Here is a 24,016-nt window from a genome sequence, read left to right as displayed (position 1 = left end):
AATATTGATTTGTTGCTGTTATTTTTCGTCCCCAACCACCATTTTAACACCATCTATTTTAAGCTCTTCATCGTTTTTATAACTAATGGTGGTTTCCAGCACTCCTTCGTAATCGTAGTATTTCCAATTATCCTCTTTTCTTCCCATGGCGTAACTTCCCTCTTCCTTCAGCCTTCCATTATCATGATAATGGGTGTGCTTACCGTCCGGTGTTCCGTCAACAAATTTGCCCTCAAAAGCAAGTTTGCCGCTTTTGTAATGTGTTTTCCAAAGTCCATCTTTTTGACCGTTTTTATAATTCCCCTCCTCTCTAACATCTCCATCTTCACTCATCCACAAACCTTCTTTTTCGCCATCAACATAGTCGCCCTTTGTGATTACACGACCGCTATCATTGTATTCGATCATTGTTCCTTCTTCTAAACCTGCTGTAAATTTTTCCTCGCGCAACAAATTTCCGCTCTCGTAATACCACACCCAATTTCCGCTCGGTTTTGCTCCCTTTAGGAACTTTCCTTTTTGTTCCAATTTTCCATTTTGATGGTAGAAAACCCAGTCGCCATTTCTGCGCCCATCAATGTATTCTCCTTCTGCCCGCAATTCTCCCGATGGATAATACTCTTTCCATTTGCCTTGCTGATAGCCCTTTTCATCGTAAACTCCTTCGCCAATTAACTCACCATCTTTATACACTTTTGAGTTAATAATTTTTCCTTCCTCACTGTAGTAACGTGTTACACCTTCGGCATTTCCTTCTTTAAATGTTCCGGATGATTTTATTTTTCCGCTTGGATAATAATCGTTTTGTACATCCAATTTTACCAGTTCCGCTACATTTTTTTTCAACACACCGTAATCGTATTTCTCGGTCTTAATTAAATTTCCATCAAGCCCGTATTCTTTAAAATATCCATCCAGCAAATCATCCGTATAGCGGCACTCTGTGTGGATTGTTGCATTGGGGTAAAAACTTTTCCAGTTGCCTTGTTTCTTTCCAAATTTGTCTTTTCTATTAATTTTTTCTTCTCGTGTTACATATCCGTTTTTGTAAACCGTAATGGTAAGAATTAAACTATCCTTTGAAAACTCCCTACCAATACCCTCTTCTTTACCATTTACAAAGGGAACTTCTTTGTATTTGTAATCCTCTTTATAAAAAAACGTATAGCCTTGTTTCACATCGTTTACAAAATTTTCTTCTGAAACTAGCTTTTGACTTTCGGAATTAAACAGTTTTTTGATACCGTTCTTTTTCCCTTCTCGGTAAAAGTACTCGCTAGTTAATACACCTTGTTCGTTATAAAACTTCCATGTGCTGTCTAATTGAAAATTTTTTCTATTGCCTTCCGATTTGAGCACTTCGTTTTCATAAAAAGTTTTCCAATATCCATCTGGTTTCCCGTTAACCATATTTCCTTCACTGGAAACTTTTCCATTGGGATAGTAAAATTTTATCGGTCCATTTTTCGGTATTTCGCCCCCGGTGTTGCTTTGTGCGTAGCACGCCGAAATTTTTAAAAAACCGCAACAAAAAATCACTAAAAATAAACTGCCTATCAACTGCTTATTAACATGTTTTCTGCGTCGATACAAATTCCTTTTGCTTTCTACTGGATTCATTTGAAAAACTAAAATCTTATTAACTTATTGTTAGCATTATTGTTCTTACAAGCCCAACTTTGCAGATATTTCAAGCATTTTTAAAATCGAACCTTCCGCTTTCTTTCTGAGGCTTTCCTCCATAAAAATTTCAGGTGTTTCGTATTTCAAACAAGTATACAGTTTTTCGAGTGTATTCAATTTCATATGTGGACAATCGTTGCAAGCACATGTATTATTAGGGGGTGCGGGTATAAATGTTTTGTGAGGAGATGACTTTTGCATTTGATGTATTATGCCCGATTCTGTAGCTACAATAAATTCATTGTCAGCACTTTTTATTGTATAATTCAATAAAGCAGTTGTACTCCCAATAAAATCTGATCGTTCAAGAATTGGTGTTTCGCATTCGGGATGTGCAATTAATTTAGCTGTTGGATGTTGCAGCTGCAATTTGGAAATTTTTTGCAATGAAAAAATTTCATGTACCATGCATGCTCCGTCCCAAAGCAACATATTTCTTCCTGTTTTTTTATTGATGTAGGTACCTAAATTTTTATCCGGAGCAAAAATAATTTTTTGGTCGGGTGCTAAACTTTCCACTATTTGAACAGCATTTGTGCTAGTGCATACAATATCGGTTAGGGCTTTAATTTCGGCCGAACAGTTTACATACGAAATTACCAGGTGGTCGGGATGTGCTTGCTTGAAAGCTGAAAATTTTTCGGCGGTGCATGAATCGGCTAAAGAGCAGCCGGCTTTTAAATCGGGCAATAATACTTTTTTTGTTGGCGATAAAATTTTTGCCGTTTCAGCCATAAAATGTACTCCGGCAAACACGATGATATCCGCTTTTGTTTTTGCTGCTTGTTGAGAAAGTCCTAAACTATCACCAATATAATCCGCTACATCCTGTATGTCAGGGTTTTGATAATAATGTGCAAGTATAACTGCATTTTTTTCCTTTTTGAGTTTTTCTATTTCTGCGAATAAATCCAAAGATACGTCTATTTCTACCTCCAGAAATCCTTTTTTTTCAACTTCACTTGTATTCATATTAATAAAAGAATTTTTTAAAATTTTAAATCTTATTAATGTTATTAGTCTGTTAGTACTGTTACTAATTTTAGTACAAATTCCTTGTTCAACTTAGTTCTTATTTTTTAATAACAATTTGTACACCGCCTAAGTTATTGGTTTTGATGTTTTGTATTGATTTTATACAGGATGTTAATAAACCTTTTACCTGATATATTTTTCTAAATATGTATTTTCATTTTGTTAATAGCTTGTCAGAAAATAGAAGGCAACTAAAAATTTGGATAGTGGTATTTATTGCTAAGTTTTCCTATACATGGATAGTTATGAACTACTCACATTTTAGTTTTACAAAGAAACAAACAGCAATATAAAATATGAACATAAAAGCTGTTAATTGTTTAGTTTTAAAATGTGCTTAAAATCAATGCCTTATTTTTTTCAAAAAGAACTATTTGTTAATATGTTTTTTATATACTCTGCGGGAGGAAAAAATACTGAACATAAAGTTTTATTTTTGTTGCTTTGAGCAGAATTCCAACATCCCATCCATTATTAGAATTGACATAAAGGTATGAATAAACTTAAAATAGCTATAGGTGCCGATCATGCAGGTTACCTTCTTAAAGAATCGTTGATACACTTTATAGCACAACTTAATTGTGAAATTGTGGATTTTGGAACGCATTCAGAAGAACGTGTTGATTATCCAGATTTTGCACATCCGGTTGCACTTGCCGTAGAAAGTAAAGTGGTAGATTTTGGTGTTTTGGTTTGCGGAAGTGGTAATGGGGTGAACATGGCTGCTAATAAGCACAATGGCATTCGTGCTGCATTGTGCTGGACAAAAGAAATTGCGGAGCTGGCACGACAGCACAACAATGCTAATATTATTTCATTGCCGGCTCGTTTTATTTCTGTTTCAGAGGCGCAAGAGATGGTGAAAATATTTTTAAACACAGCGTTTGAAGGCGGACGCCACGAAGATAGGGTTACAAAAATATCGTGTTAAGAAAGAAGGAATGAAACCCGAAGCAAAATTTTTTGAAGCGATAGATGCAATTGCATTTGATGCATCTCACCGTGAAATTATATACGAAAAGCTTTCTAATACCAGAACTTTAGTTGTTCAAGCAAAGAATTTTTACAGTGATTTGGAACTTGCTAAGACCAGAGCTGCTTTTATAAAAAATAAAACACTCGATAACCTTGATAAGTACCTTATTGAATTTGAAGCAAATTTTACCAAAAAGGGTGGTAAGGTAATTTGGGCGCAGGATAAAAATGAAGCAATTGCGGAGATAATAAAGATAAGTGAGAAAAGAACAGCAAAAAGCTTAGCTAAAAATCGTGCTCAAATTTTTGATGAGCTTGCTATTAATCAAAAATTATCCGAAAATAATATTAAAGTTATTGAAAGTGATTCCGGCAATTTTATTCAAAATTTAGCCGGTGAAGCGCCGTATCACCTGGTTTTTCCAACACTTCATCGTTCTGCCGAAAGTAGTTTTGAACTGCTAAAAAATAAGTTCAATTTAACTGACAATGCAACTGCCCATCAAATAGCAACTGCAATAAGCAATTCAATTGAAGAAGAATTAATCACCAATGAAATCTCTATACTCGCTCCAAATGTTTTAGTTGCTGATACCGGCTCTGCAGTAATTTTTGAGAATGAAGCAAATGCCGCTCAGTTATCCGCACAAGCAAAGACACAAATTATTCTGGTAGGCATTGAGGAAATAATTCCAAGCTTAAACGATTTAGATTTATTTTTACACTTATACGCTGTACATAGCATTGGCGGTCATACTACAGGTTATGCACATTTAATTTCAGGTCCAAAAATGAATGAGGAATCGGATGGACCGGAGGAAATGTATGTGATATTATTAGACAATGGTCGCAGCGATGTGCTAGCAAAAACTACTCAACGTCCTGCATTAGGATGTATTAAATGTGGGGCCTGTTTTAATGTATGCCCGGTTTATAAAAATATTGGAGGGCACGCTTATCAAACGGTTTATAACGGCCCTATTGGATCCATAATTAGTCCATTAATGCAAGGAATGGAGACCTATAAATATTTGAGTTTTGCTTCTCCCTCAGCAATGGAATGTGTATCGGAATGTCCTGTTAAAATAGATTTTCCTAAGCTGTTACAACAAAACCGCACCGATTCAATTAAAATATCACCACCCGGTAAAACCGAGAAATTGGCAATTTATTTTTGGAAAACTGCTATGTTAAAACGCAGCAGCATGGATAAAGGAGGTGCCAAACTGAAAAACTTCATGCTCCGTCAGTTCTTTAAAAAATCATGGGGCGAAAGACGTGAAATACCAACGGTTGCCCAAAAATCATTTAATCAATTGTGGAGAGAAAGAAAGGGTATTAAATAATAGATTTTCTGACATTATTTTAATGGATTGGTAGCCTAAAATTTAGTTTGTTCAAAATTCATTGCTCTTAAAAACAAAAACCCATCTTACTAATAAAGATGGGTTTTTTTGAGGTCTCGAGCGGATTTGAACCGCTGTACAAGGTTTTGCAGACCTCTGCCTAACCGCTCGGCCACGAGACCTTTTGTTTTTGAAGGTGCGAATTTAGGAATTTATATTAAACCCGCTGTCTTCCACTGCTATTTTTTTAAAATGAATGCCAGGCTTAGCTTACTTATCTACTGTTACCGTTACCCTGCTTACATTTCCATTCATGGGTGGGTTTATTTTTGATACCGAAACAGATAACTTTTGAATATTTTTATAAGCACCCATAATCTCGTCAAAAATGCGTTTTCCAACCTGTTCCAACAGATTTGAACGAATGGCCATTTGATTTTTCACAATCGCATATACCACCACATAATCAACTGTTTTATCGAGCAGATCACTCGATGAAGCAGCAGAAAAATCTACGTCTATAAAAACATTCACCTCATAGTGGGAACCAATTTTTGCTTCCTCTTCCAAGCAACCATGATATGCGTAGAGCTTTATTCCTTCGATGTTTATTTGACCCATTTTAGTTTGATAGCTTAACTAATGCAGTTTCTAACCTGAGCACAGCTTCTTTTTTTCCTAGTAATTCCACCATATCAAAAAGCACCGGCCCCCCTCCTACTCCACTCAAGCATACACGAAACAATTGCATTACAGATCCCGCTCCTATAGCAAGTTTTTCGGCGCTTTCTTTAAAAATGCGTTCTGTTTCTTGTGAGGAGAACGTTTCGAGCGATTGAAAAGCAGTGATTAATTCTTTAATAAAGCCTGCAGATTGCTCGTTCCAGCGCTTTTTAATCACTTCGGTATCGTAGCTTTCAGGTGCAATAAAAAAGTATTTACCCGATTCCCAAAACTCTGATACAAAATGCGATTTTTCTTTCACCAATTTGCACACACCCTGAATGTATTCATCAGTGAGCAGAGCGTATTGAGCGGGTTCCAGACTTTCTTTTAGGATGGGTTTAAATAATTCTGCTAATTCTGCATCTGATTTTTTTCTTAAATATTGTTGATTGTACCACTTCGTTTTTTCAGGATCAAACTTAGCACCCGATTTATTAACCCGCTCAAATGAAAAAGTTTCAATTAATTCCTCCATTGAAAAAATTTCCTGGGTTGTGCCCGGATTCCATCCCAACATGGCCAGCATATTCGCAAAAGCCTCCGGGAAGAAGCCACTTTCTCGATAACCCACATATTTTTCGCCGGTATTTTCATCGTGCCAATTCAGCGGAAACATGGGTAATCCTGATTTGTCGCGTTTTGATAATTTACCATTACCATCAGGTTTCAATATTAACGGAAGGTGCGCTAAAAGTGGCATTACAGCTTCCCATCCCAGATACCTATAAATTAAAATATGTGCAGGCGCCGAAGGCAACCATTCCTCGCCACGCACTGCATGCGAAATTTCCATTAAATAATCATCCACGATGTGCGCAAGGTGATAGGTTGGCATTCCGTCACTTTTAAGTAAAACCTTATCGTCCACCTGTGAAGAATTCACCACCACCCAACCGCGGATAATATCATGAAAACGTATTTCTTCGTTTCTGGGAACCTTTAATCGAATAACGAATGGTGTTCCGGCATCCATTAATTTTTTCACTTCATCTTCACTTAAAGTAAGCGAATTGCGCATGGTTTGACGCGAAACCGAATTGTATTGCGGTGCAGCCACTTTCGCAGCCTCAAGCCGCTTTCGCATGGCATCCAGTTCTTCGGAGGTATCAAATGCATAATAGGCATGTCCCGCTGCAACTAGTTGGTCGGCATATTTTTGGTAAATACCCTTATCCTTTCTCTCGCTTTGGCGATAAGGCTCATGCGGCCCTCCTTTGCTCACCCCTTCATCAATTTTGATTCCGGTCCATTCTAATGCTGCCACAATATATTCTTCGGCTCCTTTTACGTAGCGTGTTTGATCGGTGTCTTCGATACGCAATAAGAAATCGCCACCGTGTTTTTTTGCAAATAAATAATTAAACAATGCAGTGCGCACACCGCCCATGTGAAGCCCTCCTGTTGGGCTAGGGGCAAACCTTAATCTCACTCTTCTGTTTTCCATCGTTAAAAATTGAGGCGCAAAGATAGAAAGGAATGTAGAATTAGGAATTTACAACTCAGAATTAGTTTAATAATGCGCCGCCCAAACAAATAGAAAATTATATCAATACATTTGCAATTCAAGATTTGTAAGGTTCTAAAAATTGAAAACAAACTATGCAATTACTAACCCCAAGCGGCTGGAATGATTATGAGTTAATTGACTCCGGTGATTTTGAAAAACTGGAACGATTTGGAAAATACATCACCATCCGGCCTGAGCCACAAGCACTCTGGGACAAAGTGCTTTCAAAACAAGAATGGGAAAAACAAGCACATGTTCGCTTTGTGCCAAAATCGAGCTCTTCGGGCGAATGGAAAAAACTAAAAGATATGCCCGATCAATGGAAAATATCCTATTCTTTTGCCGGAAATTCACATTGGAAAAAAAATGAAGGTGCGCCCTTGGCCTTTCGGCTTGGTTTAACATCCTTTAAACACGTAGGTGTTTTTCCGGAACAAGCTGTTAATTGGGAATATATATACTCCAATATATCGGCAATGAAAACCATTAAACCCAAGTTTCTTAATTTATTTGCCTATACCGGAGGTGCATCATTGGCAGCAAAAGCCGCAGGTGCTGATGTAACCCATGTGGACTCTATTAAACAAGTGGTTACCTGGGCAAAAGAAAACATGGATTTATCGGAGTTAGATAACATTCGTTGGGTGGTGGAAGATGCCTTAAAGTTTGTTAAGCGTGAGGAGAAACGTGGAAACAAATACAATGGAATTATCTTAGATCCCCCCGCATTTGGCCATGGACCCAATGGTGAAAAATGGAAGTTGGAAGACAACATTAACGAGATGATAAAAGGGGTATTGAATTTATTGGATGAACAAGAGCATTTTTTAATTTTAAATGCCTATTCATTGGGCTTTTCAAGTGTCATTATCGAAAATTTACTGAAACAAAAAGCCGGTAAAAAATTAGAAACCGGTGAATTGTATTTACTTTCTAAGACGGCAAATAAATTGCCCCTGGGTGTGTTCGGACGTTTTAAGAACTTTTGATAAAATCTGAATCGTCAGCGTTTACTGTGCCCAACACAAATATGTTTTAACATTCTTTTTACAGATAGCAAGAACTATACGCTTAATCTTTAGTTATATTTGCACAACACGCCCATTACTGCGCAATAAAAAAGAATGAATAATTATCAACTCCTGATTAACAAGCTCGATGAGTTTATTCGAAAATATTATAAGAATGAACTTTTAAAGGGCTGCATTTACTTTGTTGGTCTTTTTGTGTTCGTTTATCTTTCGGTAGCCTTGTTTGAATACCTTGGAAATTTTGGAATTGGCGTTCGAACCTTCTTATATTATTTTCTGCTTATTTCAGGTCTTGCAATTTTAATCAGATGGATTATTATCCCTGTTTTGAAATTAAACCGACTGGGTAAAACTATTTCGCACCGGCAAGCTTCAGAAATTATTGGGAAGCATTTTACGGGGATTCAAGATAAATTGATCAATACGCTTCAGCTACACTCACTTCAAAGTACGGGCGAATCGGGTATTTCGGATGCACTTTTGGAAGCAAGCATTAATCAAAAAATTAAAGCACTTAGCCCGGTACCCTTTACTGCTGCGGTTGATTTTTCAAAAAACAAAAAGTACCTAAAATATGCGGCCGTTCCGGTATTTGCAGTTGTTGTAATATTGTTGTTTTCACCAAGTATTTTAACCGATGCGACCACACGCTTGGTTAAGCACGATGTTTATTTCGAGAAAAAGTCACCCTTTCAATTTGTTGTTTTAAATAAAAATTTATCAGCCATTCAGCAAAAAGATTTTGAATTGGAAGTAAAATTAAGCGGGAGCGAAATACCCGCAACGGTTTCAATTGAAATTGATAATGTGGAGTATCAGTTGAGCAAGCAAAACACAGTGCTCTTTTCCTACCTAATTAAGAACCTACAAAAATCTACTAAGTTTCGTTTGTATGCCGATGGTTTTTACTCACAAGAATACGAATTGAGAGCATTGCCCAATCCCATTGTTCTAAATTTTGATGTGGCCTTAAACTATCCGGCCTATGTGGGCAAAAAAAACGAAACCCTTCACAACACCGGCGACTTGGTAATCCCTTCAGGAACAAAAGTTACATGGCTTTTTACAACACAAAATACCAAGCAATTAAATTTAAGTTTTTCAGACACCAGCATTGCAGTGAAACAAGCGCAGGAAAATTCTTTTTCCTATAACAATCGATACTTTAGAAATAAAACGTATGCCATTGTAACTTCAAATGAATACCTCAAAAGCCGTGATAGCATTCTGTATTCAATAAATGTAATTCCGGATGTTTATCCTTCCATTGCAGTTAGCGAGCAGCCCGATTCCTTGTCCACAAAGCGAATTGGATTTAGAGGCGAAGTGAAGGATGATTATGGCTTTAGCAAACTGGAATTTAAATATAAGATTATTAGCCCCGAAGACAGTGCCATGGCTAAGTTTACACAGAACAATGAAAAGACTGTTTCATTAGCAGTGAATAAACTGCAAAATCAAGATAATTTTTTCCATTACTGGGATATCAGTCCTTTGGGAATTCTTCCGGGCGATCAGATTGAATATTATTTTGAAGTGTGGGATAACGATGGCGTGAGCGGTGCCAAATCTGCGCGTACGCAAAAAATGTTATTTAAAGCGCCTACACTGCAGCAATTATCGGAAGCTACAGAGAAAAACAACTCCAAAATAAAAGATGATTTGCAAGCCAGTTTAAAGAAAGCCAAGGATATTCAAAAGGATATGAATGATATCAGCAAACGCATGATTGAAAAAAAGGCGGTTGGTTTTGAAGAAAAGAAGAAAATACAAGAACTGTTGGATAAGCAAAAGGAGCTTCAAAAAACAGTAGAAGAAATTCAAAAGGAAAATACAAAAAACAACAACGAGCAAAACGAATACAAACAGCAGGATGAGCAGCTGGCAGAGAAGCAAGCCCAGTTGGAAAAACTTTTCAACGAGTTGATGAGTGATGAAATGAAAGAAAAAATCAAGGAACTGCAAAAGCTTTTAGAGAACTTTGATAAGGAAAAAACACAAGAGGCTTTGGAAAAAATGAAGCTTGATAATAAAGACCTGGAGAAGCAATTAGACAGGCAATTGGAGCTTTTCAAACAATTGGAAGTGGAGCAAAAGCTGAAAGACGCTCAAACAAAGTTGGAGGATTTGGCGAAAAAGCAAAATGATTTAGCTGAAAAATCAAAAGAGAAAGACGCGGACAGTAAGCAATTACAAGATAAGCAGGCGGAGCTAGACAAAAAGTTTGACGAAATAAAAAAGGATATTGCAGATGCTGAGAAAAAGAATAGTGAACTAGAAAAGCCTAACGATCTGCAAAAAACGGAACAAGAGCAAAAGGCTATCGACAAGGAGATGCAAGATGCAAAAGATCAATTGGGAGATAAGAAAAATAAAAAGGCATCCGAATCTCAAAAGAAGGCAGCTCAGCAACAAGAAGAACTGGCGCAGAAGTTAGACAACATGCAAAAGAAAATGGAGCAGGAGGAGAACGAGGAAGATATTGATGCCTTGCGCGAAATTCTTGAAAACCTTATTCAGCTTTCATTTGACCAAGAGGGTTTGATGAAACAATTAAATACCACGCAAATTAACAATCCACAATATGTAAAGATTGCCCAGGTTCAAAAGAAACTGAAAGACGATGCTAAAATTATTGAAGACTCTTTGTTTGCATTGAGTAAACGCCAGCCGAAAATCGAAAATATGGTGAACAAGGAAATTGCGGATATTAATGCCAACATGGATAAAAGCATTAAATTGCTTGCTGAGCGACAAAGCCCTGTTGCCGCTGCCCGACAACAATATGTTATGACTTCGGTGAACAATTTGGCGCTTTTATTAAGCGAGGCATTAGATCAAATGCAACAGCAACAGCAGCAATCTAAACCAGGGTCGGGAAGTTGTAAGAAACCCGGAAAGAATAGCAAGCCAAGTGCTGCTACCATGCAAAAACTTCAGAAAGAAATAAACGATCAAATTAAAAAGCTGAAAGAAGGAATGGACAACCCAAATGGAAAAAAGGACGGAAAAGGCAAAGACGGATTAACAGGTAAACCGCAAAACAGCGGGCAAAGTGAGCAGTTGAGTAAATTGGCAGCACAGCAAGAAGCCTTACGCCGAGAGTTACAAAAAATGGCAGGCCAGATGGATAAGGATGGAAAATCGGGAAATGGAGAGCTTAAAAAGATTGCCGACAATATGGAAAAAACGGAAACCGACCTAGTGAACAAGCGCATTTCGCAAGAAACATTAAACCGCCAACAAGAAATTATGACCCGCTTGCTTGAGGCCGAAAAGGCTGAAAGGGAAAGGGAGCAAGACGAAAAGCGACAAAGCAATGAAGCAAAAATTCAAGAGAATCGTAACCCTAATTCATTTTTAGAGTATAACCTGCTTAAACAAAAGGAAGCAGAGTTGCTGAAGACGGTTCCTCCCGCACTCAATTCTTTCTATAAAACGAAAGTCAATGAATATTTTAATACATTTGAAAAATAATTTTAGCACGGTTATGGAAAAATTCAGCATTAATATTGCTTCTCGATACGAAGATATGGCGCTAGTGGAAAAGCTGGTGCAAGACGTGTGTGATAAGTGGCAGCTGCATGAAGAGTCTTTTGGAAACATTCTTGTAGCAGTTACCGAAGCAGTAAACAACGCCATTCAACACGGCAATAAATCCAATCCCGATAAAAAGATTGACATCGAATTTAAGCCCGATAAAGACATCATTAATTGCTACATAAAAGACGAAGGCCAAGGGTTTGATTACTCCAATATACCTGACCCCACCGACCCTGAAAACATTGAAAAATTAAACGGAAGAGGGGTATTTCTAATGAAACACCTTGCCGATGCCGTTGCGTTTCACGAAAACGGTCGTGTGGTGCAATTGAGTTTTAATGCGCCACACATGGTGGCTTAATTCTTTTTTACTTGCATCGCATTCATTTTTTTGTTGAGCAAATAAAGTTTACACTCAAACACAAAGCAAAGCACCGTTCTTGGATTGTGCAAACTTTACAAGGGGAAAAAAAATCTCTGGGTGAAATAAATTATATCTTCTGTTCAGATGCCTTTTTGCTTGAGATAAATACATCCTATCTCCATCACAATACACTTACCGATATTATAACCTTTCCAATAGAGCACGCGCCAACTCCCATTTCCGGTAAGAAATTAAAAGCGCGCGTATCGGGTGAAATTTACATCAGCATTGAGCGCGTAATTGAAAATGCTGAAAAGTTTCAAAGCGGATTCGAAAGCGAGCTTAAGAGGGTTATGATTCACGGAGTGATGCACTTGTGTGGATACGGAGATAAAAGCGCGACTGAGGCCTCAAAAATGCGCAAGAAGGAAGCTTTTTATATGATGCGATTTCCTAAACATTCTTAAACGGAGTTAAGTTTATTGAAAGAAACGATTTGGAAACTTTGAAATCAAAAAATGTTTCCATAGTTTTGCGCGCCAAATAAATTTCATTACAACAAATTACTTAAAATTCTGTTCTTGTCCCCAAACCCATCCTTATGATATTTCGAAATGCTTTTGTTTTACTTGTTGTTTCGCTATTATTAACGTCAAGCACCCTATATGCCGAAGATAAATGTACGCTAAGTGGTTATGTGAAAAACGCTAAAAGCGGAGAGGAAATTATTGGTGCGGTGGTGTCTGTAAAAGGCACCAGCAATGGAGTTGCCAGTAACCCTTATGGTTTTTACTCACTTACTTTGCCCAAAGGAAAGTACACGATTTTGTATTCGCTTGTTGGTTTTGAAACGATTGAACGCGAAGTGGATTTAACCACGAATCGCATAGACAACATTGAGCTTTCGGAAAAGCAGCAACAACTCAAAGAAGTTGAAATTACGAGTGAGAGAGCTGATGGCAATGTGAAAAATGTAGAAATGAGTGTGAATAAATTGGATATTAAAACAATTAAGAAAATTCCTGCATTGTTAGGTGAAGTGGACATAATCAGAGGAATTCAGTTGTTGCCGGGTGTTACCACTGTGGGTGAAGGGGCACAAGGTTTTAATGTACGTGGCGGTGGTGTGGATCAAAACCTTGTGCTCTTGGATGAAGCGCCGGTATTTAACTCCTCTCACTTGTTTGGATTTTTTTCGGTGTTTAATCCGGATGCGGTAAAAGACGTGAAACTTATAAAAGGAGGTATTCCTGCACAGTATGGAGGCCGGCTATCCAGCATCTTAGATGTGCGGTTAAATGAGGGTAACAACAAGAAGTTAGCTGTTAATGGCGGAATAGGTTTAATATTTAGCCGTCTAACAATTGAAGCGCCGATAAAGAAAAACAAAAGTTCATTTATTATTGCCGGAAGACGCTCCTACATTGACTTTCTGGCCAAACCATTTTTGCGAAAGGAATTACGCAAATCAAAGTTTTTCTTTTATGATTTAACTGCAAAAGTGAATTATATAATTAACGATAAAAATAAAGTTTTTGTGTCGGGTTATCTTGGTAGGGATGTGTTTAGTTCCGGATTTAAATCGAATTGGGGAAATACCACCGCAACAGTGCGTTGGAATCACTTATTTAATGAAAAACTGTTTCTAAACACCACCTCATTTTACAGCAATTATGATTATGAATTGGTGTTTGGTCAGCCCAATGGAGACCAGTTTAGTTGGCGATCTAAAATTATCAATTACAGCTTTAAACCAGAGTTGACCTATTATTGGAATACAAAGAATACGATACATTTTGGGGGACAAGCAACACTCTATGATTTTCGTCCAGGACGGGCAAATTTTACTAGTGGCGACCAAAGCAGTGACATCAGTTTAAAGGATAAGTTTGGAGTTGAAAGCGCTATTTACATTGACAATGAGCAAAAAATTGGAGGGAGAATAACTACCCAATACGGAATTCGTTATTCGATGTGGCAATATATTGGACCTGGTAAAATTTATACCTACAGAGATACCACTCCAAATATTCCAAAGCCGCTGCAAGACACAAGCAATGCCGCGAGCGGTAAAGTGATTAAAAGCTATGGAAATCCGGAGCCACGCTTTTCAATAAAAGTGGATTTAACACCTAGTTCTTCTGTGAAAGCCAGTTATACCAGAATTTCTCAATACTTGCATTTAATTTCCAACACAACCGCAAGCACCCCGTTGGATGTATGGACGCCAACAACAAACAACATCAAGCCTCAAATATGCGATCAAGTGGCTTTGGGTTACTTTAGAAATTTTGGTGAAAATAATGACTATGAAACCTCTGTGGAGACCTATTATAAATTGATGAAAAACCAGGTTGATTATATTGACAATGCCAACCTATTGCTAAATGAATACATTGAAGGTGAGTTGTTGAATGGTAAAGGCAGAGCCTATGGATTAGAGTTTTTTGTCAAGAAAAATAATGGACCTTTTACCGGATGGATTAGTTATACTTTGGCCAGAACAGAGCGCCAAGTAAATGGTATTAACAAAAACAAGTGGTATCCCAACAGGTTTGATAAAGTGCATAATCTGAATATTGTAGCATTTTATACTTTCAATAAAAAGTGGGATGCTTCTGCAACTTTTGCATTTGCTACCGGAACACCGGCAACTTTCCCAACCAACAGGGTTGTGGTTCAGGGATACATTATTCCTATTAATGCGGAAGAAGAGCGCAATAACTATCGGATTCCTGCTTATCATCGTTTGGATTTATCTGTAACCAGACAAGGAAGGGTGCATAAAAAATGGGAAAGCTTTTGGGTCTTTTCAGTATATAATGTTTATGGCCGGCACAATGCTTTTAGTGTATATTTTCAGCAAGCATCAACCGGTGGAAATACCACCGAGGCTATTAGATACAGTATAATTGCCAGACCAATCCCATCCATTGCGTATAATTTTAAATTCTAAGTATATGAAGAAATTTGTAAAGTATTTTATAATGTTTTCATCTTCGATACTTCTCTTATCGTGTGAAGAAAAGATGGAAATTAAACTGGATCCGGGAACATCGCAAATAACTGTGGATGCTTGGATAAATGATAAGCGGGAACCACAAATAATAAAGTTGACACAAACAGCCGATTATTTCGAAAACGCACCCTCTCCTATTGTCTTGGGAGCCGATGTAAAAATTACAGATGATATCGGAAATACGTATTCATTTTTAGATTCAGATAATGACGGCAAGTATTTGTGGATTCCCGGCTCGCTAGATACTTTGGCAAGAATTGGCCATGTTTACAATTTAGTGGTGGATTACAATGGTCAACAATACGTTTCCTCAACTACTATGCAACCTTCTGTGGTGATTGATTCACTGACGCAATATAAAGAAGCAAATGGTTTAAGTGCCGATTCTGTGATAAGGGCTGAGTTTTGGGCAAGAGATAATGCTGGACGTCAAGATTTTTATTGGATTAGAACTTACAGAAATGGGTCATTTAACAATAAACCCAATGCCATTCTAACGGCCCAAGAAGCAGCTTTCGGCAACGGTGATGGGTTAATTTTTATCGTGCCTTATCGTCAAGGAATAAATGACTTTAACAGTCCATTTACACCCGGCGAAACAGTTAAAGTTGAAATGTATGGTATTAACCACGCCAGCTATGATTTTTTAAATCAAGCACAAAGCCAAATGATTAATGGTGGTTTGTTTGCAACACCCCCCTATAATGTGAAGAGCAACATTAAAAATGCAAATTCAAATGAAACTCAAACGCAGTTCATTCCGGTTGGTTGGTTTGAAGTAAGTGCGAGTTATTCGAAGCAAATCACCATAAAATAGTCATTTGCTCCTCTGTAATTATTGATTGTCTAGGGCGCTAGAGTGGCTGTTTTTTCGTGCGATTTAAGCGCTATTTGGAACTTTTTTATACATCAGTCCCATCGGGTGGCTTGTACGCTTAATCGAAGTGTAATAGCTTCGTTTTTGCAATTGTTAATTTTTGCCGCAATTGTTTTTTAGATTTGTTGAAATTGTAAGGGTTTTAATGGCATTTTGTGAATATTTTGATATGATCCGTTTAAAAGTTAGAGTTGTTAGAATTGTGTTTCTGAGTTTACTAATCTGTAACAATACTTATTCTCAAGCAACAAATGAAAAGCAAATTCTTTGGACAGCAGATTGGAGTCCTGACGGAAAATTTATTGCGGTTGGTGGCAATACTGATACACTAAAAATTTATAATGGAAATGAGTTAAAGGTTTATAAGGCTTTTTATATTGGTAATACCATAACACGCATAAAGTGGCATCCGGTGAAAAATTTATTAGCAGTTACAACACAAATGTCGGTAACACATTCAAGTATAATAGATTTAGAAACAAATGAGAAAATTGACTTATTAGGAGTTTCGGTGGATGGGGCTAGGGGTGTTGATTGGAATAGAACAGGTGAGTATTTGGCTGTTGCTGATAATGATGGACAGATATTAATCTTTAATTTAAAAGGTGATTTGATTAGAAAGTTTAACAGTGAAAACAGCAAATCCATAACCGCAATTGAATGGCATCCCAAATTGGATATACTTGCTTGCGTTGGTGATAAAATACGTTTTTATGACATGCAGGGTACTCTATTGAAGGTTATTAATCACAGGCCGGAAGATGTTTTAATTTTAAGCATAGCTTGGCATAGATCGGGCAAATTTTTTGTAACAGGAGATTATGGAGATGATACGGTAAAATCATTGTTACAGTTTTGGACTATGCAAGGCGAGCTAATTAAATCAATTGATATAAGTAAGGGAGAATACCGAAATTTAGCTTGGAATTCAAAGGGAAATCGATTGGCAACAGCAAGCGATAAATTGAGGATTTGGGATAGTCATGGGAAACTAATTTCAGAAGGCCAATCAACTGATAATTTGTGGGGAGTAACATGGAATAAGCGGGGAAGCAGGGTTCTTACTTCAAGTCTTGAACAGAATATTGTTATTTGGGATGAACGTGCAAAGCTTGTAACAAAAATAGAATGAAGCAATGAGTGATTTGTTTTTAATCTTAAGTAACTTTAATCGTCTTTTTGCGACACAACTCTTAGGGCACTTTGGAAGAGTTGGATATAGAAAAGAAGAGTTGGGGTTATAACACATTCTAGTAGCCTTTTTACAATATATAGACTGTAATTAGTTGGCTTTTTTAAAGATATATATTTGGCTTGAATAAGTATTTTCTTTACTACTCATTGCAAGATAATTTGATTTTAGGCCGGTGAGTATTGCTTTGAAATAATTGATTTTTCCTAGTTTATATTTTTCGCTAAGCATTGAGACATAAAAGGAGTCGAATTTCATGGGCTGTATTTCCTCCAAATTAAATCCGTGTTGAGTAAAGAGTTTCGAGATAGTTTTTGGTGTAAAATGATATAAATGTCTGGGCACATCATATGCCGCCCAATTTTCTTTATAATAACTTGCGTCATAGGAGGTGCAGTTTGGAACAGCAATAAATACAACACCATCTGACTTGATAATTCTGTTTAATTCTTTTACTCTTTTGTCTAATTCGTGCACGTGTTCAAGCACATGCCAAAGCGTGATTACATCAAAGGAATTGTTTTCGATTTCTGAGAGAGCATCCTCCGGCTTTACATCCAAATTGTAGTTACTTACTGCAAATTTTCGCGCCAAATCGCCAGGCTCAATGCCTCTAACTTCCCAGTTTTTGGAACGCATATGGTTTAAAAACTCACCCGTTCCACAACCGATATCGAGTAATGTTCCACGTGAAACAAATCGACTGATTAGTGACTTTTTTCCGGAAATGGTATAGTTTCGTATAACTTGGTATAGCTTATTAAAGATACCTTTGTTAGAATTTGAATGGGAAATATAGTCATCAGATTCATAGTATTTTCCGATTTCATTTGCCGCAGGTCGAGGATTTGTAAACCTAAAAGTGCAGCCCTTGCATTCAACAATTGTGTACACTTCATTAGTTACAGTATTATCTTTACATTTGATAAACTCATTAAATGTTTCGTTTTTGCAAATGGGACATGAGGCTATTTTTTCCATATATCGGACTGGGTTATTGTATACGTTTCACGTGAAACATTATTTGAGGTTTTATCAAGGAGCAGAACTATCGCCCCATAAAAATCATTAAAACGGAAATGTCAGCCGGCGAAATTCCTGAAATTCTTGAAGCTTGGCCAATCGTTTTTGGCTTTACCCTATTTAGTTTATCCTTTGCTTCAGCAGATAAGGATGGGATTGTTTTGTAGTCAAAAATATGGTGCAATTCTAAGTTTTCGAGTCGTAACTGTTTTTCAACCATCTCCTGTTCCTTTTCGATATAGCCCTCATATTTCAATAATATTTCAGCTTGCTCAATACATTCTTCATCATAATTTGCCATAAACCCACGCAGAGTTTCATCGTATTTTACAAGTTCATTTATAGAAACATTTGGACGAGAAAGCACATTGAAATACTTTATTTTTTGATTTATGCTAGCAGACTCAATTGACTCTAAATAGTTATTAATTAAATTTGGCTCAGCGCTAATTTGTTTAAAATACGCACTAATTTCTTTACTTGCTTTCATCTTCTCCCCTACTCTATCCATTCTTTCTTTAGATGCTAAACCTAATTCAAAAGAACGAGGCGTTAAACGAATATCAGCATTGTCTTGTCTGAGTAAAATACGATATTCTGCTCGTGAAGTAAACATGCGATAGGGTTCGTTCGTGCCCTTTGTAACCAGGTCGTCAATTAGTACGCCGATGTATGCTTCGGAGCGTTGCAAAATAAAAGGGTTTTTTCCTGCCACTTTTAAGTGTGCATTAATACCTGCCATCAATCCTTGACATGCCGCTTCTTCGTAGCCGGTTGTCCCATTTATTTGTCCGGCGAAAAACAGATTTGAAATTAGCTTTGTTTCTAAGCTTAGACTTAATTGATGCGGTGGAAAATAATCGTACTCAATTGCATAACCAGGTCGAAACATACGAACCTTTTCAAAGCCTGGAATTAGTTTCAATGCCTTGTATTGCACCTCTTCTGGCAAGGAAGTAGAAAACCCGTTTACATAAATCTCAACAGTATTCCATCCCTCCGGTTCAACAAAAATTTGATGTCGCTCTCTTTCTGCGAAGCGAGTTATTTTATCTTCGATAGATGGACAATACCTTGGACCAAGGCCTTTAATTCTGCCTTGAAACATTGGTGATTTTTCGAATCCGGTTCTTAAAATTTCATGAACCGCATCATTGGTATAAGTAATATGACAACTCTTTTGTTCCTTTTTTTCACCTGTTAGTGTTGAGGAGTAGAACGGTGAGGTGTTAGGTAAAAAGGAAAATTTACCCGGCAGCTCATCCCCTGTTTGTTCTTCCATTTTCGAATAGTCAAGTGAGCGACCATCGATTCTTGGCGGGGTTCCTGTTTTCATACGGCCCGATTCGAAGCCCAGTTCGATTAATTGTTCAGTAATCCCTTTTGATGCGCTTTCGGACGCCCTGCCACCACCAAATTGTTTTTCTCCAATATGTATGATACCATTTAAAAAAGTACCATTGGTTAATACGACCGAATTTGCATGAATGCGAATACCCATTCCGGTGACAATACCTTTAACGGTACCATTTTCAACAATCAATTCCTTAACCATGTCTTGCCAAAAATCAACATTTGGGGTTTGCTCTAATTGCAATCTCCACTCTTCTGCAAATCGTTGTCTATCGCTTTGCACGCGAGGACTCCACATAGCAGGACCCTTGCTTCGGTTAAGCAAACGAAACTGAATGGCAGTTTTATCCGAAACAATGCCGGAATAGCCACCAAGGGCGTCAATTTCTCTCACAATTTGTCCCTTTGCAATGCCCCCCATGGCTGGATTGCAGCTCATTTGAGCAATGGTTTGCATGTTCATGGTAACAAGCAGCACACTCGAGCCTAAATTGGCCGCTGCAGCAGCTGCTTCACATCCGGCGTGACCGGCACCAACAACAATAACATCATAATTTTTGAACATGGCGCAAAAGTACTGATTATTTATTATTTAGCGAGCGAGGAAGCAGAACACCGCTTCAGAAAGGAAGGGCATGTTCATGTTTTAAAAAGCAGGAATGCCATCAAGGAAAGGACAAAAGTGGTTCAAAAAAAAGACCCACAGAAAAAATCTGCAGGTCTTTTGGGTGACAGATGTAAAATTATTTACCAATTCTATATAAAACTCCAATTTGCAAACCACCGGTGGCGAGGGTAGTGCGCTTGTAATCCAAAACGCCATCAGACCCAACATTTGCTGCAGTTGTGCTCACCCCTGAATTACCAATAGTAGTAATATCATACTCTTTTGTTGCATCTGTTATTCCTCCGGAGAGGCGCAATCCGAGAGATATGGTTAATGCGTCCACCACATTAATTCTACCGCCAATGCCAACAACTCCTGAAATTACAGTAGCGTTAAAATCGTTTCTTACTCCAGTACCATTGTAACTCAAAGTTTGGAGGGAAGAATTATACTCCTCAGTTGCGTTTAAAACATAGCTTAATTTTGGCCCAATTTCAAAATAAAACCCGGACTTTCCCGACTTTAGTTTTAATAAAAGAGGTATATCAAAATAGGTTATTTTGGTTTTTGAATCATAATCAGAAGAGCCAATAACGCCTTTGTATTTTTGATTTACAATTGCATTGTTTAGCTCAATTCCAAGACCTACTTTCTCGGTAAAATATACGGTTGCGGCAATTCCATAGTTACCTCCAAGGGAAACAACAGGATCAAGATTGTCGCCATAATCGAACACATTTTTATTCATTAGCCAAGTTGTTCCAACTCCACCACTTAAGCCAACCTCTGCTTTTTGGGCACTTACGCCGAAGCTTATTGATAATAAAGCAATAATTACAATTGATTTTGCTAGTTTCATAGAAATGGTTTTTAGGTTTATTCCACAAATGTAAAATAAAAAGTAAGCACGATTAAGTAGGTGCTTAATTATTGATAATTAGTTTCTCAAACATACGTGTGCTTTTGCCTTTCATCTCAATAATGTAAAAGCCTTCAGCAAAACCGGTGTTAAATATTACCCCTTTTGTTGCTTGCTCAAGAGAATAGCTTGATTGAAATATAACTTTTCCACTTAGATCTGATATCGTAATTTGTGCATCCTCTTTAAGGTTGTCGGTTTTTAAGGTAAAAGTACCCTTTGTAGGGTTGGGAAAAATAGTTAAGCTAGGATTGATTTGCGAAAGTTCAATTTGCCCCACAGTACTATTTATGATCACCGAAGCAACATCGTCCGAACTTGCCGCATCATTAGCTATATCAACCAAAGCAGCAATGTGATACTCTATGCCGGAAACAAAATTTCCAGTAAGGGAAAAAGTGTACTCTATGCTATCTCCCGCTAGGAGCAATAAGTTAGGAACATCCTTGGTAAGCAAAGAGCCATTTACGAAACAATAAATATTAAACCCAGAAAGCGCAGTAGTTCCGTTGTTTTTTAACCACACTTTTATAGGGGTGGATGCTCCGAGTTGGGCATTGTTAATAGGGTAGGAGAGGCGTAAGGCAGAAGCATTGATAAGCGAATCTCCATCAATAAATACATTGGATTTTTCGACCAAAAATGAATGAATTTTATAATGTGGTTCAGTGTGGCTGCCTCCGTTGTAGCCAGTGTTTAATAAGTTTACATAAGGCTGAAGTGTATAATCCACAGTTAAGTTTTGGCCTGCACTAAATTGTGAATTTAAATTCACCCAATAGGGATCCACACCTTGACCCGGACACCAACCCGCGCGATCATATACCCATGTTCCGCTTTGATTGCTACAGGTATTTAAATCACAATCAGCTTTCCATAAATAATGATTGGCAACAGTGCTACCATTTACCTGAACAGTGTGTGTTTTAATGGAAAATTCGGCAGCGTTGTTTGTATTTGCTTGTCCATGCCCGGTATTTGTCATACGCATATCCACTGCTTGCGTTTGCGGGTTTATTGAAACTGTTTGCAAAGGTAAATCATAGCTTATGTTAGGATCTCCATAAACCCAGTTATCATTTTCCCATAGACGAGTAATTTTCTGATAGGGGAGAGGGCTTGTTGCCTCAATAAAATCAAGTGTTACCGTTAGCAACCAACCAGAGGCACCCCAAACTTGAATATAGGATTCGAAATCGCAGTTTCCTTGCAGCAAGGATTTGAAATCGGTAACATCAATTGTCCATGGACCGCAAGCTTTACCATAGGGTGTAATAAAGCGCGCCAATTCATATGTTTGACCATTTTTTACCAGCGAAATTTTAGCCGGTTGATCCCACGGATCGCAGCCACTTGAAGGGCAGGCGACACTTATTTTCATAATAATTTGGCTGAACCGCGTGTTGTTATCCGGCAAGGGCATAACTACATGTTGCGTTTGACCAAAAGCTCCAAAATTGTGTCGCACAGCAGTAAAAATTGGGAGTGTGTAAATACCATTACTTGGTTTTGTAAGCGTTAATCGTGTTGTATCGTTAAGTGCGTTATTATCAGCAGCAAGGGCTGTGAATACCTTTAAATTACTAGTATTTCCAACACTTTCAATTACATCGTGAAAAGCGTAATTTATTTCTTGATTGGGCAATAACGTTTGTGTGATACTTTCAACAACAGGAGTTCCATTATTTAAAATATACCCCACAGAAAAACCGGTTACTGTATCTAGTCCGGTGTTTTTAAAAGCAGCACGCACGCGAGAGGCTCCGGAATAATAGGTTATGACATCGGGCGACAAAACGGCACTGGCGCTAATATCTGTGCTGGGTGGCACGTAGCCGGTAGACCATGGATTAGCTGGAAAGTTTGTTAATGTGCCAATTGTATTAACTGTTGCAGAAATCTCATTTGGTGTGCTTGTCCCGCTAATTTGATTAAATTTGTAATAGGCCACCAAACCAGGTTCATTGTTCGGCAAGTCAACGGTCATATTTGCCAATATATCCGCCTGAGAGCGTGCTACGTTCCATATTCTAACTTCATCTAAATACCCTTTAAAGACACGACCGGCAAAACCCGGGCTTTCACCAATTAATAAACTAACCGTTGATGCCGTAATTGTAGAGGCAGTGTTGGTGCCCACCAAGTTACCATTTACGTAAATCTTTATTGCGCCATTGTCAAACACACCGGCCACATGTGTCCATACATTTGCCTGCATAATGCTGCCGCAAGTTGCTTCGGTCCACCCGCCGGGGCCGCCAATAACAAAGCTTAGTTTTCCATTAGCACCACATCGCAGCGCATATCCACTTGTATTGCTTCCGTCTTTTCCGACGATCGTTCCTTGATAAATTTGGGCTTTCCATTGCGTGGCATTTATCCATGCTTCGCAGGTTAGGCTATTGGCAGAATTAAAAGCGGTATTTGCCGGAACAACTACCTTGTCGTCGACACCATCAAACAGCAAGCTACCTTGTTGTGCAAAAGCAGGAAAACGAAACATTAAGAGTAAAAAAGCGACTAGTTTAAATGCGTGGTGTTTACTTTTCATAATTGGTTTGGTATTAAGGGTTAAATGAACAAATTCTTGAGCAAAGTTAATAATCTGATTCATCTGATGTTAACGATGCGTTATTTTCGACTAGAACCATAAAAATTGTTTGTTTCAAATGAAAGAAATACTATATTCGCTTACAAAAAAACAGTGTTCATCGATAGTATTAGTTTGTTAGGATGTAACCTTTTTTGTTGAGCTCCGTATGACCCGCATTTATCAACATGTTTTTAACATGTGGTAATAGGCAATATTATAAAGA

Annotated in this window: 17 protein-coding genes and 1 tRNA gene; 9 read left to right on the top strand and 9 right to left on the bottom strand. The window is 37.8% G+C overall.

Translation table 11 applies throughout. The features are described from left to right. Positions 1–18 precede the first annotated feature (18 nt). Positions 19–1,620: a toxin-antitoxin system YwqK family antitoxin gene (locus tag IPP32_03620; protein MBL0047167.1), complete on the bottom strand. Its 1,602-nt coding sequence runs from the start codon at positions 1,618–1,620 to the stop codon at positions 19–21. Positions 1,621–1,665: 45 nt separating this feature from the next. Continuing rightward, positions 1,666–2,655, bottom strand: a complete 990-nt coding sequence (gene nadA, locus IPP32_03615; protein ID MBL0047166.1) for a quinolinate synthase NadA — start codon at positions 2,653–2,655, stop codon at positions 1,666–1,668. A gap of 556 nt (positions 2,656–3,211) precedes the next feature. On the opposite strand from nadA, the gene rpiB reads away from it, so the two are divergent. Next, positions 3,212–3,649: a ribose 5-phosphate isomerase B gene (gene rpiB / locus IPP32_03610; protein MBL0047165.1), complete on the top strand. Its 438-nt coding sequence runs from the start codon at positions 3,212–3,214 to the stop codon at positions 3,647–3,649. A 10-nt stretch (positions 3,650–3,659) separates the two neighbouring features. Further along, positions 3,660–5,039 (top strand): lactate utilization protein, encoded by a 1,380-nt coding sequence (locus IPP32_03605; protein MBL0047164.1) that lies wholly within the window; start codon positions 3,660–3,662, stop codon positions 5,037–5,039. A gap of 111 nt (positions 5,040–5,150) precedes the next feature. On the opposite strand, the gene IPP32_03600 is transcribed toward IPP32_03605, so the two are convergent. The 3 genes from IPP32_03600 to IPP32_03590 all read right to left on the bottom strand — a co-directional run bounded on the left by IPP32_03600 (position 5,151) and on the right by IPP32_03590 (position 7,209). Continuing rightward, positions 5,151–5,221: transfer RNA gene (locus IPP32_03600), tRNA-Cys, on the bottom strand. 88 nt (positions 5,222–5,309) lie between these two features. Beyond that, a complete protein-coding gene (gene folB, locus IPP32_03595) occupies positions 5,310–5,660 on the bottom strand; it encodes a dihydroneopterin aldolase (protein MBL0047163.1) in 351 nt (116 codons plus the stop codon). Position 5,661: 1 nt separating this feature from the next. After that, positions 5,662–7,209 (bottom strand): glutamate--tRNA ligase, encoded by a 1,548-nt coding sequence (locus tag IPP32_03590; GenBank protein MBL0047162.1) that lies wholly within the window; start codon positions 7,207–7,209, stop codon positions 5,662–5,664. Positions 7,210–7,364: 155 nt separating this feature from the next. On the opposite strand from IPP32_03590, the gene IPP32_03585 reads away from it, so the two are divergent. The 7 genes from IPP32_03585 to IPP32_03555 all read left to right on the top strand — a co-directional run bounded on the left by IPP32_03585 (position 7,365) and on the right by IPP32_03555 (position 17,238). After that, entirely contained in the window at positions 7,365–8,261 is an 897-nt protein-coding gene (locus IPP32_03585) for a class I SAM-dependent methyltransferase (protein ID MBL0047161.1), read from the top strand. A 135-nt stretch (positions 8,262–8,396) separates the two neighbouring features. Beyond that, a complete protein-coding gene (locus IPP32_03580; protein ID MBL0047160.1) occupies positions 8,397–11,780 on the top strand; it encodes a DUF4175 domain-containing protein in 3,384 nt (1,127 codons plus the stop codon). A 13-nt stretch (positions 11,781–11,793) separates the two neighbouring features. Further along, a complete protein-coding gene (locus IPP32_03575; protein ID MBL0047159.1) occupies positions 11,794–12,207 on the top strand; it encodes an ATP-binding protein in 414 nt (137 codons plus the stop codon). Positions 12,208–12,218: 11 nt separating this feature from the next. Further along, positions 12,219–12,677 carry an rRNA maturation RNase YbeY gene (gene ybeY / locus IPP32_03570; GenBank protein MBL0047158.1) on the top strand — a complete coding sequence of 153 codons (459 nt, stop codon included), beginning with the start codon at positions 12,219–12,221 and terminating at the stop codon, positions 12,675–12,677. Positions 12,678–12,811: 134 nt separating this feature from the next. Then, positions 12,812–15,166: a TonB-dependent receptor gene (locus tag IPP32_03565; GenBank protein ID MBL0047157.1), complete on the top strand. Its 2,355-nt coding sequence runs from the start codon at positions 12,812–12,814 to the stop codon at positions 15,164–15,166. 4 nt (positions 15,167–15,170) lie between these two features. Beyond that, a complete protein-coding gene (locus IPP32_03560) occupies positions 15,171–16,046 on the top strand; it encodes a DUF4249 domain-containing protein (protein ID MBL0047156.1) in 876 nt (291 codons plus the stop codon). A 229-nt stretch (positions 16,047–16,275) separates the two neighbouring features. Beyond that, positions 16,276–17,238, top strand: coding sequence for a hypothetical protein (locus IPP32_03555; GenBank protein ID MBL0047155.1), 963 nt, complete (start codon positions 16,276–16,278; stop codon positions 17,236–17,238). Between the two features lie 150 nt (positions 17,239–17,388). Here IPP32_03555 and IPP32_03550 read toward each other — a convergent pair whose 3' ends face one another. The 4 genes from IPP32_03550 to IPP32_03535 all read right to left on the bottom strand — a co-directional run bounded on the left by IPP32_03550 (position 17,389) and on the right by IPP32_03535 (position 23,751). Next, on the bottom strand, positions 17,389–18,279 hold the full coding sequence (locus tag IPP32_03550) for a class I SAM-dependent methyltransferase (GenBank protein ID MBL0047154.1): 891 nt from the start codon (positions 18,277–18,279) through the stop codon (positions 17,389–17,391). Positions 18,280–18,346: 67 nt separating this feature from the next. Then, a complete protein-coding gene (mnmG, locus tag IPP32_03545; protein MBL0047153.1) occupies positions 18,347–20,239 on the bottom strand; it encodes a tRNA uridine-5-carboxymethylaminomethyl(34) synthesis enzyme MnmG in 1,893 nt (630 codons plus the stop codon). Between the two features lie 178 nt (positions 20,240–20,417). Beyond that, positions 20,418–21,140 carry a PorT family protein gene (locus IPP32_03540; protein MBL0047152.1) on the bottom strand — a complete coding sequence of 241 codons (723 nt, stop codon included), beginning with the start codon at positions 21,138–21,140 and terminating at the stop codon, positions 20,418–20,420. Positions 21,141–21,204: 64 nt separating this feature from the next. Next, positions 21,205–23,751 (bottom strand): T9SS type A sorting domain-containing protein, encoded by a 2,547-nt coding sequence (locus IPP32_03535; GenBank protein ID MBL0047151.1) that lies wholly within the window; start codon positions 23,749–23,751, stop codon positions 21,205–21,207. Positions 23,752–24,016: the final 265 nt, after the last annotated feature.

The sequence above is a fragment of the Bacteroidota bacterium genome (genome assembly GCA_016721765.1).
GTDB lineage: Bacteria > Bacteroidota > Bacteroidia > UBA4408 > UBA4408 > UBA4408.
The sequence above is the reverse complement of the archived record's forward strand: the minus strand, read 5'-3'. Positions and strand labels throughout refer to the sequence as shown.

Excerpts from the sequence above, each read along its gene's own strand:
- IPP32_03580 (MBL0047160.1), top strand. The coding sequence starts at position 8,397 with ATGAATAATTATCAACTCCTGATTAACAAGCTCGATGAGTTTATTCGA.
- IPP32_03585 (MBL0047161.1), top strand. The coding sequence starts at position 7,365 with ATGCAATTACTAACCCCAAGCGGCTGGAATGATTATGAGTTAATTGAC.
- IPP32_03535 (MBL0047151.1), bottom strand. The coding sequence starts at position 23,751 with ATGAAAAGTAAACACCACGCATTTAAACTAGTCGCTTTTTTACTCTTA.
- rpiB (MBL0047165.1), top strand. The coding sequence starts at position 3,212 with ATGAATAAACTTAAAATAGCTATAGGTGCCGATCATGCAGGTTACCTT.
- IPP32_03605 (MBL0047164.1), top strand. The coding sequence starts at position 3,660 with ATGAAACCCGAAGCAAAATTTTTTGAAGCGATAGATGCAATTGCATTT.
- IPP32_03590 (MBL0047162.1), bottom strand. The coding sequence starts at position 7,209 with ATGGAAAACAGAAGAGTGAGATTAAGGTTTGCCCCTAGCCCAACAGGA.
- IPP32_03565 (MBL0047157.1), top strand. The coding sequence starts at position 12,812 with ATGATATTTCGAAATGCTTTTGTTTTACTTGTTGTTTCGCTATTATTA.
- IPP32_03540 (MBL0047152.1), bottom strand. The coding sequence starts at position 21,140 with ATGAAACTAGCAAAATCAATTGTAATTATTGCTTTATTATCAATAAGC.
- IPP32_03575 (MBL0047159.1), top strand. The coding sequence starts at position 11,794 with ATGGAAAAATTCAGCATTAATATTGCTTCTCGATACGAAGATATGGCG.
- folB (MBL0047163.1), bottom strand. The coding sequence starts at position 5,660 with ATGGGTCAAATAAACATCGAAGGAATAAAGCTCTACGCATATCATGGT.
- IPP32_03620 (MBL0047167.1), bottom strand. The coding sequence starts at position 1,620 with ATGAATCCAGTAGAAAGCAAAAGGAATTTGTATCGACGCAGAAAACAT.
- IPP32_03555 (MBL0047155.1), top strand. The coding sequence starts at position 16,276 with ATGATCCGTTTAAAAGTTAGAGTTGTTAGAATTGTGTTTCTGAGTTTA.
- IPP32_03560 (MBL0047156.1), top strand. The coding sequence starts at position 15,171 with ATGAAGAAATTTGTAAAGTATTTTATAATGTTTTCATCTTCGATACTT.
- IPP32_03550 (MBL0047154.1), bottom strand. The coding sequence starts at position 18,279 with ATGGAAAAAATAGCCTCATGTCCCATTTGCAAAAACGAAACATTTAAT.
- mnmG (MBL0047153.1), bottom strand. The coding sequence starts at position 20,239 with ATGTTCAAAAATTATGATGTTATTGTTGTTGGTGCCGGTCACGCCGGA.
- nadA (MBL0047166.1), bottom strand. The coding sequence starts at position 2,655 with ATGAATACAAGTGAAGTTGAAAAAAAAGGATTTCTGGAGGTAGAAATA.